Consider the following 17530-nt stretch of genomic DNA (forward strand, 5'->3'; position numbering starts at 1 on the left):
CTGGCCGCCGGGCGAGCGGCAGGCGTACCACTGGGCCGCGCCGCAGCACCTGGGCGACGGCCGGTGCTCGGACACGCCGGTCGAAGATGGCCACGGCCTGGCGGCCGCAATGGCTGGAGGACACGCCAGGCTGAGACGCCTTGCCCGCGCGCCCTTGACCCGGCGCCCGCTACGAACGGTCGAACGCGATCCCCGTGGCCCCCTCCAGTTCGCGCAACAGCTCACCCTGGAAAGCCACGTCGCGCGCCGCGGGATGCGGGTCGAGCTGCTGCTGGTGGTGCCAGTATCCGCCGCTCTCGCCGGCCCGCGGATCGTTGCCGGCGGCCAGCCACTCCTGCGTCAGGTGGCCCAGGCGCAGGTCGTCGGGCGCGTTGGGGCCCCCCATCTTCGTCGGCACCCACCCCGGATCGACCGCGCTGGCGACGACTCCGGGCCACAACCGGGCAACCGCCATCGCCAGCGCCGTCACGAACAGCTTGCTGTCCGAATAGGACACCGACTCGCCGCGCCCGTGCCAGTCCAGGCCGCCCAGCTCCGGGCGGCCATCGAAGTGCATGCCGCTGCTCAGGTACACCAGGCGATCCGGCCGGGTGACGAGGGCCGTCAGGACATAGGGCGCGATCACATTGACCGGCAGTATCTGCCGCCCGGTATAGACCCCGGCGTTGTGGATGACCGCATCCATCCGGCCGAGCCGGTTCACCTGGGCGGCGACGTCCTCGGCCTGTCCCTGGTCGGACAGGTCGCCGACCACTGCCCGGGCGCCCCGGTTCAACAGGTCCTGGACCGCATCGAGCCGCTGGCGGCCGCGCACATGAAGCACGACCTCGTGGCCGTCTGCGAGCAGCGTGCCGGCGGCGGCCCGGCCCAGCCCGTCGGCCGAGCCCGTGATGAAGATTCGAGACATTGTCAGCTCCTATGGGAATCAGGACCTCATCGCCGCCAGCGCGTCGGCGGCCTGCTCCAGCCCGCCCAGGATGGTGTCCGCGACACGCGGCGAAAAATCCCGCGGCAGCGCCGCCTGCGCCTCGGCAATGGCCGCGGGCGTGCGGAACAGGATTTCCTCGATAAGCGCCCCGGCCGTCGGCGCGTAGCCGACCAGCCGCGCCGTGCTGTCGAAGTGGCGGCGCTGGATGCCGTGCATCTCATAGTGCCGGTTCTTGCCCAGCAGCGCCATCGCCAGCTTGATCTCGCGGGGCGACCATTGGTTGGCCCGCTCTCCCAATACCGGGTAGGCCGACATCACGTCGTACAACGGGGTCAGGCAAAAACGGCCGCGCGGCAGGAGATGGATGCTGAAGTTCTTGGCATGGCCGTCGGGCGCGCGCAGCAGCCAGAACAGGACCTGCGCGGCCATCAAGGCCTTCATGTCGGCGTCGGCGTGCACCGATTGCCGCAGCGTGGCGAACAAGGCCTTGAGCCCCGGCCCGCCCTCGTTCTCGTATTTGCGCAGCGGCGAGCATCCCGCCACCTGGCAGAAGTCCTCCTGCGGCAGCCGCATGATCCACCGGCCATCGGGCGCGATCCGCCGGTCGAAGCGTTCGACCACCAGCACGCGCTGCTTGCCGAAGGTCGCGATGTCGGCCCCGGCCACGTCCAGTCCATAGGCTTTCAGCAGCCGCAGGCACAACCATTCGTTGTCGACCGAAGTGGTGAAATCCGCCTGCCGGCCGCCCATCAATCCCAGCGGCAGCTTGAAGATGTGGCTCGTGGGCGTGGCGCCGCGCGGCGCGTGCCATTGGCCGTTCCACCGCAGGAAGGCGGTCTTCTCTTGCGCGCCCGCCAGCGAAATGCGGAAATCCGCATCCGGATCTCCCTGGGCGCCGAAGGCGCGCGGCGACACGGTTTCGATCAGATGCCGTTCGATGTCCTCGTCGGACAAGGGGACGCCGTCGATGCGATCGTGGCCGCCCGGCGACTCATGCTCGTCCAGGATCTGCACCGCCCCCACGCAGTCGCTGCCCACCGCCTTCAGCAGATCGAAGGGATCGGTCGAACCGGTCCGGAAACGCTCGGCCACACGGCGGCGGATCACGTCGCTGTCGGGCAGGAGGTTGTCGAAATAGTTGGCGACCCTCTCGCCTTTCAGCGGCAGGTTGTGCAGGTTGAACGGCAGCGACAGCGAGAGTGGCCGGCCGATGTCGGCGCCGGTCCAGTCCGCGTCGTAGTGCAGTTCCATCTCGCCCCGCGCGGGGATCGTCCAGCGGCCGACGCGGATGCCATTGGTCCAGATGTGCAGGCTGCGGCCATGCGATCGACGGCCCATGTCACCAGTCCGCGTGTACAGTGGACGGTGGCGCCTGGCCGCCGCGCGGCCCCAGGGTCAGTTCCAATCCGAGCGCGGCGCACCACGCCAACAGTTGCTCCAGGCTCAGTTCATCGGCGTGCAGCTCCAGGTGGGACACCCGCGACTGGCTCAGGCCGATGCGGCCGGCCAGGGCCGACTGGGTCATGCCCCGGGACTTGCGGGCGGCCTGCAATACCGCGCCCAGTTGCGTGGCGGTCACCAGGACTTGAGGGGGCATGGACATGGCAAAATACCTGGAATCCGAATAAATTCATAATATTTGCAATACAGATATGTGTCAAATATCTGATATCCAAATATTTCATGATCCTCCCGCCGCCATGACCGAACACGCCATCATCGCCGCCACGCCCGAGCCCCGGACCCGGGAAAGCCTGGCCAGCGGCCTGTCCCGGCTGGGCGTCACGCCCGGCATGACCCTGCTCGTGCACTGCGCCTTGAGCCGGCTCGGCTGGGTCTCGGGCGGAGCGCAAACCGTCGTGCGCGCCCTGCTCGACGCCGTGGGCCCGGCCGGCACGGTGGTGATGCCCGCGCAGTCATCGCAACTGAGCGATCCCGCCAACTGGCAGGCGCCCGCCGTCCCGCCGGCCTGGATAGCAACGATCCAGGCCACGCTGCCGCCGTTCGACCCACGCACCACGCCGACGCGCGGCATGGGCGCGGTGGCGGAACTGTTCCGGACCTGGCCCGGCGCCCGCCGCAGCCCCCATCCCCTGTGCTCCTTCGCCGCGCTGGGCCCGCTGGCCGAATCGATCACGGCCACCCAGGCGCTGGGCGATCCTTTCGGCCACGGCGGGCCGCTGGGATGCCTGTATCGGGAACGCGCCGGCATCCTTCTGCTGGGTACCGGCTTCGACGCGTGCACGGCCCTCCACATGGCCGAGGCCCTGGCCTCGCCCCCGCCGCCCAGGATCTCCGAAGGCGCCCCCGTATGGATGGACGGCCAGCGACGCTGGGTGGCCTTCGACCTGCCCGCCGGCGATGCGGACCGCTTCCCGTCCCTGGGCGAGGCACTCGTCCGGCAGGGACTGGCCAGGACCGGACAGGTCGGCTCCGCGTCCTGCCACCTGCTGGACCTGCGGGCGGTGGTGGACGCGGCGGCCCGGCTCATGACGGAAACGAACCGTTGAACCCGGGGCCAGGATTTTTTTCCAGCCGACCGATCCGTTTTCCCCGTCCGATTCGTCTTGGCGGTACCGGACACGCCCGTGCCGGTTCCAACCCTGAAGGAATCCTCGCCATGACCACCGCCGCCCAGCAAGCCGTGACCCTCGTCAACGTCCTGTCGGTCCACCCCGGCAAGCAGCAGGAACTGCTCGCCTCGCTGCGCCAGAACACGGAAACCGTCATCAGGACGCTGCCGGGCTGGATCGCGACCCGCCTGATCGCCAGCGGCGACGGCAAGCGCATCGTGATCCACTCCCAATGGGACAGCGCCGCCGACGTCGAGGCCATGCGCGCCGATCCGCGCATGCAGGCCTATTTCCCGACCATCCGCGACCTCGCCTCATTCGACTCCATCCTGGGCACGGACGTACTCTCGCACCATCGCTGACAGGAAGACCATGACCCAGGACGACTCGTTCGCTGCCCTGCTGGCCGGCATGCGGCCCCGGCTGCACCGCTATTGCGCCCGCATGACCGGCTCGACCATCGATGGCGAGGACGTCGTCCAGGAGACGCTCATCAAGGCCCTGGCCGCCCGCCCGGCCGCCGCCGGCATCGCCAACATAGAAGGCTGGCTGTTCCGCATCGCGCACAACGCCAGCCTGGACTTCCTGCGCGCCCGGGCCCGGGCCCGGGAAGTGCCCTTGACCGAAGAGATGGAACCCGGCGCCGAAGGCCCCCAACCCGACATCGTCGCGGTAGGGTTCCGGACCTTCCTGCGACTGGCGGTCCTCCAGCGCTGCGCCGTCATCCTCAAGGACGTCCTGGGCCATTCCGTCGAAGAGATCGCCCAGGTGGCGGACTGCAGCGTGCCGGCCGCCAAATCCGCGCTGCAACGCGGCAGGCAGCGGCTTCGCGAACTGGTGGCCCAGGGCGGGGACCAGCACAGTCCCGTGCCGCTGTCGGACGGCGACCACGAGCGCCTGCGGCACTATGTCGCCCACTTCCAGGCCGGCGACTTCGACGCGATACGCCGCATGCTGGCCGACGACGCCCGCCTGGATCTCGTCAACCGCCTCAAGCTGCAAGGCCGCAAGGAAGTAGACTTCTATTTCACCCGCTACGCCGAAGCGGTGCATTGGCGCTTCGCGCCGGGCGCGGTCGAAGGACGGCCGGCGATGCTGGTCTACGACGCCCGCGGCCCCATGGACCGCCCCGCCCACTTCGTGCTGCTCACGTGGCGCGCGGAAGACGTGGCCCGGATCCAGGACTACCTGTTCGCGCCCTATGTGATGGAAGCCGCCGACTGGGTGCGGCTCGACGCCCTTTCCTGAAGGCCCCGCCATGCACAAAGCCACCATCGTCTCCACCGACACCAACTACCTGCATCGCATCCAGGCCGGTCCCTTCGGCCTGGACACCGACGAACCCAAGGCCCTGGGCGGCCAGGGCGGCGCCCCGGCGCCCTTCGACTACTACCTGGCGTCGCTGTCCGCCTGCACCGCGATCACCCTGCGCATGTACGCGCAGCGCAAGGGCTGGGACCTGGGCGAATTCCGCGCCGAGCTGGCCCTGCGCTTCGACGAGCAGGGCACGGCGCACATCCACCGCAAGCTGTATTCGGACCAGCCGCTCACCGCCGAACAATGGAAACGGCTGCTGGAGATCGTGGCCAACACGCCAGTCACCAAGGTCATGCGCAACGGCGCGGTGATCACCAGCGAAGCCCCCGCGGCGGGGGCCTAGATTCCATGGCCTACCTGTGGCTCAAGGCGGCGCATCTGACCGCGCTGATGGTCTGGATAGGCGGCATGCTGGCCGTGGCGCTGGCCCTGCGCGCCACCTCGCCGCGCCGCGAGGAACTGCGCGCCGGCGGCGCCCTGCCCCTGCTGGGAACGGTGCGCCGCTGGGACCACTACGTGACGTCTCCCGCCATGCTGCTGGCCTGGGCCCTGGGCCTGGCGCTGGCGTTCCAGGGCGGCTGGTTCGGCCAGCCCTGGCTGTGGGCCAAGCTCGTCCTGGCGTTGCTGCTGGCCGCCGTGCATGGGCGGCTGGCGGGCGGCCTGCGCAAACGGCTGCGTGACGACATTCCGGTCGTGACGGCCTGGCGGCATGCACCAGGCGCGATCGTGGCGCTGGTGGCGGCCATCGTCGCGCTGGTCGTCGTCAAGCCGTTCGCGTAGCCGCCTGCGTCCTAGTCGAACTGGCCCTGGGTCTCGGGCGCGACCTTGGCGCCCACCAGATAGACCACCGCCAGCAAGGCCGAGGTGATGGCCAGGACATGGGGAATATCCTGCGGCGAACCGCTCAGGAGCGAAACCACCGTGGGCATCATGCCGCCGACGGCGAAGCCGATGTTCCAGGACAACCCCGTGCCGCTGGCGCGCATCTTGGCCGGGAAGCGTTCGTTCAGGAAGATCATGACGGGCGCGATGATGGCACCGCCCAAGAGGGCGATGGCCGAGGCGATCATCGTGATCCGCGGCAGGGACGCGGGCTTGGCGATGAGCAGGAACAGGTACGGCAGCAGCACCAGGCAGAAGACACCCAGCGCGTAGAAGGTCTTCTTGCGGCCGATGATGTCGCTCAGGGCACCGAAGGCCAGCGCGCCGACGATGGTGCCAACCGAGCTGATCATCAGGATCAGCGCCGAACTTTCGTGCGGCACGTTCGCGACCAGTTTCAGCAGCGTCGGCAGATAGCCGGCGGTGATGTAGTAGGTCGCGCCGCCGCCGAAGGTGATCAGCAGGTTGACCAGCAGCACGTTGCGGTACTCGCCCGCGAACAGCGTCTTGAGCGGCGAAGCCTGCCTGGCCGCCCCGTCTTTCTGCCTGGCGCGCTCGGCCTGGATCTTCTTGAAGGAAGGCGTTTCATCCAGCAGCCGGTACATCACCAGGCCGAAAACCGTGCTGATCAGGCCCGAGAAAAACATGACGCGCCAGCCGATCTGGTCGAAGCGGTCGCCGGGAAATACGTAGGACAGCGCGAAGTACACGATGGAGGCCATCAGCGCACCCATGCCGGCGCCGCCGCTACCCACCAGCCCCGACATCAGGCCGCGGTGGCGCGGCGCGATCGACTCCGTGCCTATCGTGTGCGTCGAGGCCACGATGCCGCCCACGAACAGGCCCTGCACGATGCGCAGCGCCAGGAAGATGACGGGCGCGGCCATCCCGGCCTGGTGGATGGTCGGCAAGAGGCCGAACGCCGCCGTGCTCAGTCCCACGCCGACCATGGAAATCATCAACGCCCGCTTGCGGCCGTGCTTGTCCGCATAGGCGCCGAACACGGCCGACCCCAGGGGCCGCACCAGCAGCGCCACCGCGAACGAAGCGTAGACCGCCGCCAGCGACAGGGTCGGCTTGTCCGAGGGAAAGAACAGCCGCCCGATGATGGGCGCCACGTACAGCAGGATGAACAGGTCGAACAGGTCCAGCGCCCACCCGAAGGTGGACGCCAGGCCCGCCATGAAGGCCTTGCGCGACTGCGCGGGATCGGCCGCGGACTCGGGGTCAGCGGCGCCGGGTACGGTATCCGTGGTGGTAGTCATGATGTCTCCATTGTTGGAATGAGGCGGCGCCCTGGTTCAGCGGCCCGTCCACTGCGGCTTGCGCTTGGCGTGGAACGCCTCGACGCCTTCCCGGAAATCCTCGGAGGTGCGCAGGCGGCTATAGCAATGGCCTTCGAGTTCGATGGCGATGGACAGCGGCGAATCTTCCGAGTCGTTCAGCAGCTTCTTGACCGTGCGCTGTGCCAGCGGCGAGAACCCGCGCAGTTCGTCCACCAGCTTGTCGGTGGCGGCCTCGAGCTGGCCGTCGGCCACGCACTCGACCACGAAGCCCCAGTCGTAGGCCTGCTGGCCCGGAATGCGGCGCGAACGCATCACGACGTCCTTGGTACGGGCGATGCCGATCATGCTTTGCAGGCGCGCCGAACCGCCCGACCCGGGAATCTGTCCCAGTTTCTGCTCGGGCAGCGCGTATTGCGCCGTCACGCTGGCGATACGGAAGTCGCAGGCGAGCGAGATCTCGAACCCCACGCCGAAGCAATAGCCGCGGTTGGCGGCGATCACGGGCTTGGCGCAGCGGGCCGGCGCGGCGATGTTCCAGGCCAGCCTGGACACATGTTCGGGCGTCGCCTCCAGGAAGCCGCGGATGTCGCCGCCGCTGGAGAAATGCTCGCCTTCGGCCCGCAACACGATCACGCGCACGCGCGGATCTTCGTCCAGCGCCTCGAACACCAGGCGCAGTTGCTCGCGCTCGGGCATGGTGATGATGTTGAAAGGCGGGCGCTTCAGGACGATGTCGGCGCGCTCGCGCTCCGCATCGACGATGACGTCGAAGCCGTCGAGTTGTTCGAGCAGGGTGTGGGCGGGATGGTTGAGCTTGGGCATGGAGATATCCTTCAGTGGGTCATGCACGGAATTTCGGGATCAGGAACGGTCGGGCTCGAACTCGCCGGCAGTGAGCTTGCGGCGCAGGATCTTCCCCACCGGGGACTTGGGAATCTCGCTGACGAAGACGTACTCGCGCGGGCGCTTGAAATTGGCAAGATCGGTGCCCCGGCAATACGCGTCCAGCGCTTCGCCGTCGACGGCGTCCTTGCGCTTGATGAACGCGACGACGCGCTGGCCCCAGCGCTCGTCGCTCAGGCCGGCGACGGCCACCTCGTCCACGGCCGGATGCAGGGACAGTACCGACTCGATGTCGACCGGCGAGATGTTCTCGCCACCGCTGATGATCATGTCGTCTACCCGGCCGGTCACGTGCAGCTCGCCGTCCTCGTCCAGGTAGCCGGTGTCCCCGGTGAAGTACCAACCGTCGTGCAGCGACTTGGCGTCGGCGTCGGGCCGGTTCCAGTAACCCTCGAACGCCTCGTCCCCGGCCAGGTCGGCGATGATCTGCCCTTCCGTTCCACGCGGCGCCAGCTCATCGGGATCGGTCGTCTCCAGCCGCACCAGGCGCAGGCGCGTATTGATGCCCGCGCGGCCCGCGCTGCCGGGCTTGCGGCGCGCATCGGGGTTGATGGCCATGGTGTAGACCTCGGAACTGCCGTAGTGGTTGACGAACAGCTCGGGCCGGAACGCCTCGTCCAGGCGCAGCAGCAGCGCGTCGTGCATGGGCGCCCCGGCGAAGCCGAGCTTGCGGATGCTGGAGATGTCGGTGCCCGCGAAGTCCGCGTGCGCCAGCAGGTCGTGATAGAGCGTCGGCACCAGGTACAGGTTGCTGACCCGCTCGCGCTGGATCACCCCGAGCGCGGCCGCCGGGGAAAAACGCGGCAGGCACACGAAGCACCCGTCCACCAGCGCCATCGCCAGCAGCGAACGCACGCCCATGGTGTGATAGAGCGGCATCACGCCCAGCGTGCATTCGCCTATCCCGTACTGGTTCTGCGCCACGTGGCCAAGCGCGGCCGCCCGCTCCTGGCGATGGCGGCGCGGCACGCCCTTGGGCTTGCCGGTCGTTCCCGACGTGTAGAGCATCAGCGAGATGTCGTCCGCCGTGGCGCGCGGGCCGGCCATCCAGGGCCCGGCGGCCAGCAGGCCGGCATACGTGTGGGTCGCCTGCCCGTCCGCGCCGACCACGATGCGCGGCACACCCGCGGCCTCGCCCGCTTGCGCCACGGCGTCGGCGCTGACTTCTTCGTAGACGATGGCCCGGGCCGAGGCGTCGATCAGGCAGTAATCGATTTCCTCGGGCTTGGCGCGCCAGTTCAGCGGCGTGACGATCACGCCCAGGAACTGGCAGGCCCAGTGCAGCGTGGCCATTTCCAGGCGGTTCTGCAACACCGCCAACAAATGGTCGCCGCGCCCGAGCCCCAACTCGTCCAAGCCTTGCGCCACGCGCAGGATCTGCTCCAGCCATGCGGCGTAGGTCAGGCGGGTATCGCCGTCCACCACCGCGATCGCGTCCGGATTGCGCTCCACGCTCTGCAAGAATGTACGTCCCAAATCCAGCATCAGATGCCTCCTATGTGTTCTTGTTGCGCGCGGCGGCCACGTCGAGGACGGCCTGCACGATGGGCGTGTATCCGGTGCACCGGCACAGGTGTCCCGACAGCATGTCCCGCACCTGCTGCTCGGTCGGATCCGGCACCCGTTCCAGGAAGTCGTCGCACGACATCAGGATGCCCGCGGTGCAGAAGCCGCATTGCAGCGCGTGGTGCCGCCGGAAGGCCTGTTGCAGGTCGCCCAGCTCGCCCTCGCGCGCCAGGCCCTCGACCGTGTCCACCTTGCGGCCATCCACCTGGACGGCCAGCGTCAGGCAGGAGCGGCCGGCCACGCCGTCGATGCGCACGGTGCAGGCGCCGCACACCCCGTGCTCGCACCCCACGTGGGTGCCGGTGGCGCCCAGCTCGTGCCGCAGGAAATCCGACAGCAGCATGCGGCTCTCGGCCGTACCCTCGCGCTGCCTGCCGTTCAGCGTGCAGCGGATGCGATGGGTCTTTTCCATGTTCATGGCGTGTCTCCTTGCGCCCGCGCCGCGGCGGCCGCGATGGCCCGGGCCGCCAGTTGCCGCACCAACCGCCGGCGGTAGGCGGCGCTGGCGTGCGCGTCGTCCTGCGCGCCCAGCGTCCAGGCGAAATCGTTGATGGCGGTTTCCAGGTCCCGTTGCTGCAGGCGCGGCCATTGCACGACGGTCGGCCGGTCCGCCACGCCTCCCACGCCCAGGCGGATGGTGTCCTTGCTGACCGCGGCCGCGCAGGCGGCGATGGCGAAATCGCCGTGGCGCAGCGAGAACTCCTCGAACGCGTAGCCCGTGCCCGCGACGCCCAGCGGATAGCGCACGCAGGCGATCAGTTCGTCGCCGGCGCGGGCCGTCGTGAGCATGCCCTGGAAGAAATCCCTGGCCGGCAAGGTCCGGCGGCCGCGCCTGGACGACAGCACCACTTCGCCGCCCAGCAGCGCCAGGCACAGCGGCAGCTCCGCGCTGGGGTCGGCGTGCGCGACCGAGCCGCACACGGTGCCCCGGTTGCGCACCTGGAAATGCGAGATGTGGGGAAAGGCGCAGGCCAGCAGCGGCACCTCGCTGGCCAGGTCCGGCCGCCACTCCACGCTGGCCTGGGTGGCCGCGGCCCCGACCTCCAGCATGCGCCCCGCCACCTTCACGTAGTCCAGCGCGTCGCAGCGCGAGACGTCCAGCAGCACCGATGGCTGCGCCAGTCGCATGTTCAGCACCGTGATCAGCGACTGCCCGCCCGCCAGGATGCGGGCCTCGTCGCCATGCCGCGCCAGCAGGTCGCAGGCCTGCGCCTCGTCGTCCAGGCGCACGTAATCGAAAACCGCCGGCTTCATGCCACCCCCTTCCATCCGAGCCGCGCCAGCAGCTTGCGCCACCAGCCGCGCGATCCGGTCTGGGTCGGCTGCCCGCTGGCCTGCCGGCCCAGTTGTTCAAACAATTGCGCCAGGACGATCTTGGCCGCTCCTTCCAGCATGCGGCTGCCCACGGCGGCCACCTTGCCGCTGACCTCGGCGCTGTAGTCGTAGAGGAGGCGCGTGCCGCCTTCGTTGGGCTCGAGCCGCACCTTGCCGCTGCCGCGCGCGGCGCCCAGCGACGAGCTGCCCGAACCGGCCAGGCGCAGGGAATGCGGCGGATCGAGTTCCGACAGCGCGATCTCGGCCGCGTAGCGGGCCTTGATCATGCCCACGCCCACCGTCACGTCGGCGCGATAGCGGTTCTCGCCGATTGCCTCCAGCGAATGACAGCCCGGTACCACCTTGGCCAGGGCCCTCGGATCGAGCAGCACGTTGAAGACGACTTCGGGCGTCGCGGCGATCTGCACACTGCCGGTGGCGGACAGGGCCTTGCCCGAACCGCTTCCCGGCGCGGCGGGGCTCGCGGACGGCGCCGAGGCCTCGCGCGCGCCGGCGCTGGGCGGCGGATCGTCGAATCCGATCAGTTCCATGACCTTGAGCGGCGTCAGCGGCAGCCGGATGTCGCAGGCGCCCCGGATCGGCGCCAGGGCATCCGCGACGGCATTGGCCACGCACACCGGCGTGCTCATGTTGTTGCCCTCGCCCAGGCCCTTGGCGCCCAGCGGCGTGAACGGCGACGGCGTTTCCAGGTGGACGATGACGGGATCGGGCACCTCGCAGGTGGTCGGCACCAGGTAATCGGCGAAGGTGCCGGACTGGAAGCTGCCGTCGCCTCCGTAGCGGAACTCCTCCATCAACGCGGCGCCCAGCCCCTGGGCGAAGGCTCCGCGGATCTGGCCGTCCGCCAGCGCCGGGTTGAGCAGCTTGCCCGCGTCATGCGTGGTGACATAGCGATCGATGCGCACGCGCCCGGTGTCGCGGTCGATCTCGACCGCGCAGATATCGAAGGCGAACCCGTAGGCGGCCGAGGTGTTGACGCGGTCCTGCTCGTCCGGAGCCGTCAGTTGGGGCGGCGTCCAGAATTCGGTCACCCGCAGTCCCGGCGACTCGCCCTCCGGCAACTGGCCCGGCGCCCAGTGCGCGCTGCTGGCCGCGCGCGCGAACGCCAGCATCTTGCCCGGCACGTCCGGCAGGCCCACCTTGCCACCGGCGAACACCACGTCGGCCGGGTCGCACGCCAGTTGATGGGCCACGATGCGCGCCACCTTGTCGCGCAGCCGGCTGGCCGCCAGATGCACGGTGCCCGCCACCGCGCCGGCGAAACGGCTGGAATAGTTGCCCGCGGCGACCGACCACGCATCCTTCTGCGTGTCGAAATCCACGTTCACGGCCACCTGCTGCGGCACGAGGCCGAACACGTCCGCGACGACCTGCGCGCACACGGTCATGTGTCCCTGCCCCGCCGGCGAGGAAGCCACCACCACCGTCACTCCGCCCAGCGGATCGATGCTGACGGTGGCGCTGGCGGTGGCGCCGTTCTTGGGGCCGGCCTTGGCGCGCTGCTCCGCCGTCATGACCGTGCTGATGTAGCCCATGTTGGAGATGGACGGCTCCACGATCGCGGCATAGCCGATGCCATACAACCGGCCCTCGGCCCGGGCGGTGTCGCGCCGTTGCAGCAGTTCGTCCAGTCCGCCCTCGCGTTCGGCCATCTCGACCGCCAGCGGATAGTTGCCGGAGTCCAGCAAGGCGCCCGCCGCGGCGCGGTAAGGAAACGCCTCGGGCTGCACGAAATTGCGCCGGTACACCGCCAGCGGATCGATGCCCAGTTGCTGCGCGATGCGCTGCACCAGGCGCTCCAGCGCGAAATACACCTGGGGGCCGCCGAAACCGCGCACCAGCCCGGCGGGCGTGCGATTGGTCAGCACCACGCGGTTGCGAACCTTCAGGTGGGGGATCGCATAGGCGCCGGTCAGGCAGCCGTGCATGCGATAGAACGTCGCCGGCTCGGGGGCGCGCAGATAGCCGCCCACGTCGTCGAACTGGTCGTAGGACAACGCGCCGATCCGCCCTTCGCCGTCCACGGCGGCCTCGATCGTGCACAGGCGGGACGTCGCCGAGGTCGCGGCCACCAGATGCTCCAGGCGATCCTCCACCCACTTCACCGGCGCGCCCGCCTTGCGGGAAGCCAGGCACATCAGCACGACGTAGGGAAAGACGCTCTGCTTCACGCCGAAGCTGCCGCCCGAGTCCCGGGGCAACTTGTGCCGCAGGCGCGTGCCGGGAATCTTCAGCGCCAGCGCCATGACCGAATGCAGCGAGAACGGTCCCATGAAATTGGAACTGACCTCGTAGCCCTCGTCGCCCGCCAGGTGTTCGGCGATCACCACCGCCCCTTCGATGGGCGTGCAGGAATTTCTCGGATAGAGGACGGTGAGCTGGATACGGTGTTCCGCCGCCTCGAAGGCGGCGTCCGGCTCGCCATAGCTGAAACTGCGGTCGCTGACGACGTTGCTGCCCACCGCCGGATGCAGCACCGGCGCGCCCTCGGCAATGGCCGCCTCGATCTCCACGGCCACGGGCAGCACCTCGTACTCGACCCGGATCAGCTCCAGCGCATCTTCGGCGACATAGCGGTCCTCGGCCACGACGACGGCGACCGGCTCGCCCACGTAGCGCACACGGTCCTGGGCCAGCGACCAATGTTCCATGGGCGACTTCACGCCCACGACGAAGGGCTGCGACCAGCGCTTCACGTCGGCCCCCGTCAACACCGACCTGACCCCCGGGAATGCCTCGGCGGCGCCCGTATCGATGCCCAGCACCCGGGCGTGGGCATGGGGCGACCGCAGGATGGCCGCGTGCAGCGTACCCGGCTTGACCGGCAGATCGTCGCCATAGGCGCCGCGCCCCGACAATAGCGCCGTGTCTTCGACCCGCTCCAGCCGGCGCCCGACGAACGGCGCATCGGCCACGGGCAGAACGCCCGCGTCACTCATGCAAGCACCACATGTGTCTTCCTCCTGTTCCGGGCATGCCGCCTTCAGGCGGTCTGCGCGAGGAGAAAGATAAGCGGCACCCTGCCCGCGGCCGTTACCGCCGCATCGGCTCACTTACCATAGAGTCTGATTTTTCAGTTTCCCGACGGGAAAACCGCCCGCCAGCCGGTGGTCAGCGCCCGTCCCTGGCCGGTTCGAGCAGGTCCACCACGCGGCGATACTCGGTGGGCGTGGTGCCCAGGTGCTCGCGGAAGAAGCGGGTGAAATGGCCGGGCGCGGAAAAGCCCATGTCGTAGGCCAGGTCCGCGATGGGCGTCTGGCCCGCGGTCAGCGCGGTGATGGCCGCTTCCATGCGCAGCACGTTGGCGTACACGCGCGGCGTCAGCTTGGTCGTCTTGCGGAACAGTTCGAAAAAATGCGCCCGGGACAGGCCGCACTCGGCCGCCAGCACGTCCATGTCCAGCGACTGCCCGATGTTCTCGCGCATGCGGCTGATCGCCTTGCGGATGCGCACGTCGCCGTGATGCTGCCGCAGGGTGCCCAGCAGCGACTGGTAACTGCGCCATTCGGAATGATGTTCGATCGTGGCGATCATCAGTTCGAACAGGCGCTCCTCCAACTGGCCGGACGGCAGCTCCGCCATCAGCAGCATGTCGCGGGCCAGCGCATCGGCCAGCTTGCGCGCCGCCGGCGACAGGGCGACACAGGGTTGCTGGAAGAAATGGGGATGCGCGCTGACCGTCAGCGCCTGCTGGATGCCAGCCAGCCAGCCGGGTTCGATGTACAGCGCCAGGATGACCGTGCGCTGCACCTCCGCGCCGTTATGGCTGTACGAATGCGGTTCCCAGGCGTTGATCAGGACGGCGCTGTCGTCCGTCAGCGGCTGCGGCTGGCCGCGCACCGAGAAATACGTGTCCGCGCCGAAGGCCTTGATCAGCACGTGGCAATGGTGATGCGCATGCGACACCAGGAGCATGTTCATGTCGAGCAATGCGACGCGCCCGAACTTTCCCTGCAGGATCCTGATCGCTGCGGACATGAGGTCCCCCCCTACGCGCTGACGCGCGCTCCCCGGGGGGCGGCACTGGCGGACCGGCGGAGCCGGATCCGCGGGGCCCTGGGCAGGGGGTGGTGTTCTGCAGGGGAAGCTGACATGGGGAATGCTCCACGTGACCGTATGCGACAGGAGGCCTGGGTGCTCCTTGTGTTACCGAGCGAGTCATTGGATTTTAATATAACCCCGCTGGAAAACCAGGCTGGGCACCGGCGTCCTAGGGGCTCAGGGCCCACTCCGCCGCGTGGAGCGCATGCAGGCGCGTGGTGTCGAACAGGGGCGCGTCCACATGTCCGGGCTCCACCAGCAGCGAGATTTCGGTGCAGCCCAGGATGATGGCCTGCGCGCCGTTGTCCCGCAGGCGGCGGATGATGGATAGATAGGCCGCGCGCGACGCGTCCAGGATGCGGCCCAGGCAAAGCTCTTCGTAGATGATGCGATGCACCGTGGCGCGGTCGGCCTCGTCCGGGACCAGGACCGTCAAGCCGTGCCGCTTTTCCAGGCGGGCCCGATAGAAATCCTGTTCCATCGTGAAACGCGTACCCAGCAGCCCGACGGTGGCATATCCTTCGGCGCCCAGGGCCTGCGCGGTCGGATCGGCGATGTGCAGCAGCGGAATGGCCACCGCCTGCTCGATCTGCGCCGCCACCTTGTGCATCGTGTTGGTACACAGCACGATGCCTGCGGCGCCGGCCCGCTCCAGCCGCTGCGCGGCGTCCGCCAGCACCGCGCCCGCCCGCTCCCACTGGCCGGCGTGCTGCAACTGCTCGATCTCGTGGAAATCCACGCTGTACAGCACCAGCCGCGCCGAGTGCAGGCCGCCCAGGCGCTGTTTGACGGCTTCGTTGATCTGCCGGTAATAGGGAATGGTGGATTCCCAGCTCATTCCGCCTATCAGGCCCAGGGTCTTCATATCTGCTCCAGCGCCGGACATCGGCGGCCCGTGGATTGCGCCAACATTTTGTAATGAATTTGTTCGGCCAGTGCAATCGACATCCCGCCCCGCGGCCGCGATCGGCCTGGCGGATTGCTTATCATAGGGGCCGTTCCCGGCATCACAACGACAACGATCCATGGGCCAAGCCTTCCAGGAGCTATCGGCATGGCAGGTCATGCTGGCAGGCCTGCTGTTCTTCGGTGGTATCTACCTGCTGTTCGGCGCCGCGACCTGGCTGCTTACCCGCCACCTGCTGCCCGCGCTGGGCCTCGGACGTCCGCTGGACCCCCGCCCGCTCGCGCCGGGCCAGTTGCGCCGCGAATTACTCCAATCGGGCATGTCCATCCTGCTGTTCGGCACCGGCATGATCTTTCCGTGGGGCCTGCTGCAACTGGGCTGGGCCCGGCTGGATCCCGCCGCCAGCGGGGGGAAGATCGCGCTGGAGATCCTGGCCCTGGTGGCCTGGAACGACGTGCACTTCTGGATCAACCACCGCCTGCTGCATACGAAGCTGCTGCGCCGCTTCCACCTTCCCCATCACCGCTCCATCGTCACGACGCCGTTCTCGACCTACAGTTTTCATCCGATCGAGGCCCTGATGCTGGGCAACGTCATCCTGCTGCCCATGGTGGTGCACGACTTCAGTTTCTGGTCGCTGGCCTCGGTGCCGCTGTTCAGCCTGTTCTTCAACTGCATCGGCCACGCCAACTACGACTTCTTCCCCCGGGTGTCCTACGCCCACTGGTTCGCCGCGAGCCGCCGGCATCATCTGCACCATGCCTGCTTCAACGGGAACTACGGGTTCCAGTTCACCTTCATGGACCGCCTGTTCCGCACGCGCCTGCGGGCGGACGCGGCGGCGCTCCTGTTGAAGGTCCATGAACGCAGGGCCGCGGACGGCCATGAATAGCGGACGCCCCCTGCTGCCCACGCTGCGCAACCGCCGCGACTGGCAAAGCCTGCTGTACCTGGCCGCCCTGCCGGCACTGGCCGCCTGGCAATGGCGCCACGGTTTTTCGCTGCCGCTCTACGCGCTGATGCTGTTCCTGACCCTGGGCATAGGCGTCATCCACCACAACCACACCCACGTGCGGATGTGGCGTGGCCGCCGGGCCAACCGCGCCACCGATTTCTGGATCACGCTATTGCAGGGACACCCGACCTTCGTGTTCCATCCCGCGCACGTGGCCAACCACCATCGCCACCGGCATGGTCCGCAAGACATCGCGCGCACTTATCGCTTCGGCGGCGACACCAATCACCTGTGGGGCTATCTGGCACACCCCGTACAGGCAGTCTGGGTGCTCTACCCCGCTTTCGTCCGCTGGCTGTGCCGCCTGTATCGGCACTGGCCCGGCGCCTGGCGCTACTGCATGGCCCAGTACGCCGCCTGGCTGGGCCTGTGGGCCGGGCTGCTGGCGCTGAACCCGGCCAAGGCCCTGGTGTTCGTGATCGTGCCGCAACTGCACGGCCTGCACTGGCTGCTGGCGACCAACTACCTGCAACACGCGCATGCCGACGGCGGCCCCGCGCGCGGCCGCGCGCTGGGCTATGCCCGCAACTTCGAAGGATTGGTCAACCCGCTGCTGTTCAACATCGGCCTGCACACCGCCCACCATGAACACTCGCGCGCCCACTGGTCCGAGCTGACCGGCCTGCACCACCGGCGCTACCGGCATCGCGTGCCGGTAGCGCTGAGCGAACGCGGCCTCGCGCCCTACATGTTCCGCGTCTTCATCCTGGGGACCTTCAGCGCGCGCTTTCGCTCGCGGCCCCTGATGACACAGGCCACGCCACGCTAGGCCGCCGC

At 68.6% G+C, this 17530-nt stretch carries 18 protein-coding genes; 7 read left to right on the top strand and 11 right to left on the bottom strand.

The annotated features are described in order from the left end of the window. Positions 1-169 precede the first annotated feature (169 nt). The 3 genes from AC1Q6E_RS04460 to AC1Q6E_RS04470 are packed head-to-tail and all read right to left on the bottom strand — an operon-like array spanning position 170 to position 2531. The gene (locus AC1Q6E_RS04460) at positions 170-907 is read right to left on the bottom strand and encodes an SDR family NAD(P)-dependent oxidoreductase (protein WP_296559282.1); all 738 of its coding nucleotides are present in this window, start codon (positions 905-907) and stop codon (positions 170-172) included. Between the two features lie 18 nt (positions 908-925). Continuing rightward, positions 926-2266, bottom strand: a complete 1341-nt coding sequence (locus tag AC1Q6E_RS04465) for a type II toxin-antitoxin system HipA family toxin (protein ID WP_296559280.1) — start codon at positions 2264-2266, stop codon at positions 926-928. 1 nt (position 2267) lies between these two features. Then, positions 2268-2531, bottom strand: a complete 264-nt coding sequence (locus tag AC1Q6E_RS04470; RefSeq protein WP_152796909.1) for a helix-turn-helix domain-containing protein — start codon at positions 2529-2531, stop codon at positions 2268-2270. A gap of 97 nt (positions 2532-2628) precedes the next feature. Here AC1Q6E_RS04470 and AC1Q6E_RS04475 point away from each other — a divergent pair, with 97 nt between their 5' ends. From AC1Q6E_RS04475 to AC1Q6E_RS04495, 5 genes are all read left to right on the top strand, one after another. After that, positions 2629-3438, top strand: a complete 810-nt coding sequence (locus AC1Q6E_RS04475) for an AAC(3) family N-acetyltransferase (RefSeq protein ID WP_152796911.1) — start codon at positions 2629-2631, stop codon at positions 3436-3438. 110 nt (positions 3439-3548) lie between these two features. Further along, positions 3549-3863 (top strand): putative quinol monooxygenase, encoded by a 315-nt coding sequence (locus AC1Q6E_RS04480; protein WP_152796913.1) that lies wholly within the window; start codon positions 3549-3551, stop codon positions 3861-3863. Between the two features lie 10 nt (positions 3864-3873). After that, positions 3874-4749: a sigma-70 family RNA polymerase sigma factor gene (locus tag AC1Q6E_RS04485; protein WP_492572276.1), complete on the top strand. Its 876-nt coding sequence runs from the start codon at positions 3874-3876 to the stop codon at positions 4747-4749. A gap of 10 nt (positions 4750-4759) precedes the next feature. Continuing rightward, the gene (locus AC1Q6E_RS04490) at positions 4760-5161 is read left to right on the top strand and encodes an OsmC family protein (RefSeq protein WP_152796917.1); all 402 of its coding nucleotides are present in this window, start codon (positions 4760-4762) and stop codon (positions 5159-5161) included. A gap of 5 nt (positions 5162-5166) precedes the next feature. After that, complete coding sequence (locus AC1Q6E_RS04495; protein ID WP_296559275.1) at positions 5167-5598, top strand: HemJ family protein; 432 nt, start codon at positions 5167-5169, stop codon at positions 5596-5598. 11 nt (positions 5599-5609) lie between these two features. Here the strand turns inward: AC1Q6E_RS04495 and AC1Q6E_RS04500 are convergent, their stop codons facing one another. The 8 genes from AC1Q6E_RS04500 to AC1Q6E_RS04535 all read right to left on the bottom strand — a co-directional run bounded on the left by AC1Q6E_RS04500 (position 5610) and on the right by AC1Q6E_RS04535 (position 15696). Beyond that, a complete protein-coding gene (locus AC1Q6E_RS04500; protein ID WP_492572277.1) occupies positions 5610-6965 on the bottom strand; it encodes an MFS transporter in 1356 nt (451 codons plus the stop codon). A 36-nt stretch (positions 6966-7001) separates the two neighbouring features. Further along, positions 7002-7808, bottom strand: coding sequence for an enoyl-CoA hydratase/isomerase family protein (locus AC1Q6E_RS04505; RefSeq protein WP_492572278.1), 807 nt, complete (start codon positions 7806-7808; stop codon positions 7002-7004). 39 nt (positions 7809-7847) lie between these two features. After that, a complete protein-coding gene (locus AC1Q6E_RS04510) occupies positions 7848-9374 on the bottom strand; it encodes an AMP-binding protein (protein WP_492572279.1) in 1527 nt (508 codons plus the stop codon). A gap of 10 nt (positions 9375-9384) precedes the next feature. Beyond that, positions 9385-9873, bottom strand: a complete 489-nt coding sequence (locus AC1Q6E_RS04515; protein WP_152796928.1) for a (2Fe-2S)-binding protein — start codon at positions 9871-9873, stop codon at positions 9385-9387. Continuing rightward, positions 9870-10709, bottom strand: a complete 840-nt coding sequence (locus AC1Q6E_RS04520; protein WP_152796930.1) for an FAD binding domain-containing protein — start codon at positions 10707-10709, stop codon at positions 9870-9872. The genes AC1Q6E_RS04515 and AC1Q6E_RS04520 overlap by 4 nt, the downstream gene beginning before the upstream one ends. Continuing rightward, the gene (locus AC1Q6E_RS04525; protein WP_492572280.1) at positions 10706-13729 is read right to left on the bottom strand and encodes a xanthine dehydrogenase family protein molybdopterin-binding subunit; all 3024 of its coding nucleotides are present in this window, start codon (positions 13727-13729) and stop codon (positions 10706-10708) included. Before AC1Q6E_RS04525 ends, AC1Q6E_RS04520 begins: the two co-directional genes overlap by 4 nt. Before the next feature lie 172 nt (positions 13730-13901). Then, positions 13902-14768, bottom strand: coding sequence for an AraC family transcriptional regulator (locus tag AC1Q6E_RS04530; protein WP_152796934.1), 867 nt, complete (start codon positions 14766-14768; stop codon positions 13902-13904). 232 nt (positions 14769-15000) lie between these two features. Beyond that, positions 15001-15696: an aspartate/glutamate racemase family protein gene (locus tag AC1Q6E_RS04535; RefSeq protein WP_152796936.1), complete on the bottom strand. Its 696-nt coding sequence runs from the start codon at positions 15694-15696 to the stop codon at positions 15001-15003. 160 nt (positions 15697-15856) lie between these two features. Between AC1Q6E_RS04535 and AC1Q6E_RS04540 the strand changes: the two genes are divergently transcribed. Further along, the gene (locus AC1Q6E_RS04540) at positions 15857-16630 is read left to right on the top strand and encodes a sterol desaturase family protein (RefSeq protein WP_152796938.1); all 774 of its coding nucleotides are present in this window, start codon (positions 15857-15859) and stop codon (positions 16628-16630) included. Further along, positions 16623-17522, top strand: coding sequence for a fatty acid desaturase (locus tag AC1Q6E_RS04545; protein WP_152796940.1), 900 nt, complete (start codon positions 16623-16625; stop codon positions 17520-17522). Before AC1Q6E_RS04540 ends, AC1Q6E_RS04545 begins: the two co-directional genes overlap by 8 nt. Positions 17523-17530: the final 8 nt, after the last annotated feature.

This window comes from Pigmentiphaga sp. MLSB6-MA01 (assembly GCF_058793475.1).

Bases quoted from the DNA above. Each gene is read 5' to 3' on its own strand.
- AC1Q6E_RS04545 (WP_152796940.1), top strand. From the start codon at position 16,623: ATGAATAGCGGACGCCCCCTGCTGCCCACGCTGCGCAACCGCCGCGAC.
- AC1Q6E_RS04490 (WP_152796917.1), top strand. From the start codon at position 4,760: ATGCACAAAGCCACCATCGTCTCCACCGACACCAACTACCTGCATCGC.
- AC1Q6E_RS04485 (WP_492572276.1), top strand. From the start codon at position 3,874: ATGACCCAGGACGACTCGTTCGCTGCCCTGCTGGCCGGCATGCGGCCC.
- AC1Q6E_RS04540 (WP_152796938.1), top strand. From the start codon at position 15,857: ATGGGCCAAGCCTTCCAGGAGCTATCGGCATGGCAGGTCATGCTGGCA.
- AC1Q6E_RS04520 (WP_152796930.1), bottom strand. From the start codon at position 10,709: ATGAAGCCGGCGGTTTTCGATTACGTGCGCCTGGACGACGAGGCGCAG.
- AC1Q6E_RS04480 (WP_152796913.1), top strand. From the start codon at position 3,549: ATGACCACCGCCGCCCAGCAAGCCGTGACCCTCGTCAACGTCCTGTCG.
- AC1Q6E_RS04515 (WP_152796928.1), bottom strand. From the start codon at position 9,873: ATGAACATGGAAAAGACCCATCGCATCCGCTGCACGCTGAACGGCAGG.
- AC1Q6E_RS04525 (WP_492572280.1), bottom strand. From the start codon at position 13,729: ATGAGTGACGCGGGCGTTCTGCCCGTGGCCGATGCGCCGTTCGTCGGG.
- AC1Q6E_RS04495 (WP_296559275.1), top strand. From the start codon at position 5,167: ATGGCCTACCTGTGGCTCAAGGCGGCGCATCTGACCGCGCTGATGGTC.
- AC1Q6E_RS04470 (WP_152796909.1), bottom strand. From the start codon at position 2,531: ATGTCCATGCCCCCTCAAGTCCTGGTGACCGCCACGCAACTGGGCGCG.
- AC1Q6E_RS04510 (WP_492572279.1), bottom strand. From the start codon at position 9,374: ATGCTGGATTTGGGACGTACATTCTTGCAGAGCGTGGAGCGCAATCCG.
- AC1Q6E_RS04530 (WP_152796934.1), bottom strand. From the start codon at position 14,768: ATGTCCGCAGCGATCAGGATCCTGCAGGGAAAGTTCGGGCGCGTCGCA.
- AC1Q6E_RS04500 (WP_492572277.1), bottom strand. From the start codon at position 6,965: ATGACTACCACCACGGATACCGTACCCGGCGCCGCTGACCCCGAGTCC.
- AC1Q6E_RS04475 (WP_152796911.1), top strand. From the start codon at position 2,629: ATGACCGAACACGCCATCATCGCCGCCACGCCCGAGCCCCGGACCCGG.
- AC1Q6E_RS04460 (WP_296559282.1), bottom strand. From the start codon at position 907: ATGTCTCGAATCTTCATCACGGGCTCGGCCGACGGGCTGGGCCGGGCC.
- AC1Q6E_RS04535 (WP_152796936.1), bottom strand. From the start codon at position 15,696: ATGAAGACCCTGGGCCTGATAGGCGGAATGAGCTGGGAATCCACCATT.
- AC1Q6E_RS04505 (WP_492572278.1), bottom strand. From the start codon at position 7,808: ATGCCCAAGCTCAACCATCCCGCCCACACCCTGCTCGAACAACTCGAC.
- AC1Q6E_RS04465 (WP_296559280.1), bottom strand. From the start codon at position 2,266: ATGGGCCGTCGATCGCATGGCCGCAGCCTGCACATCTGGACCAATGGC.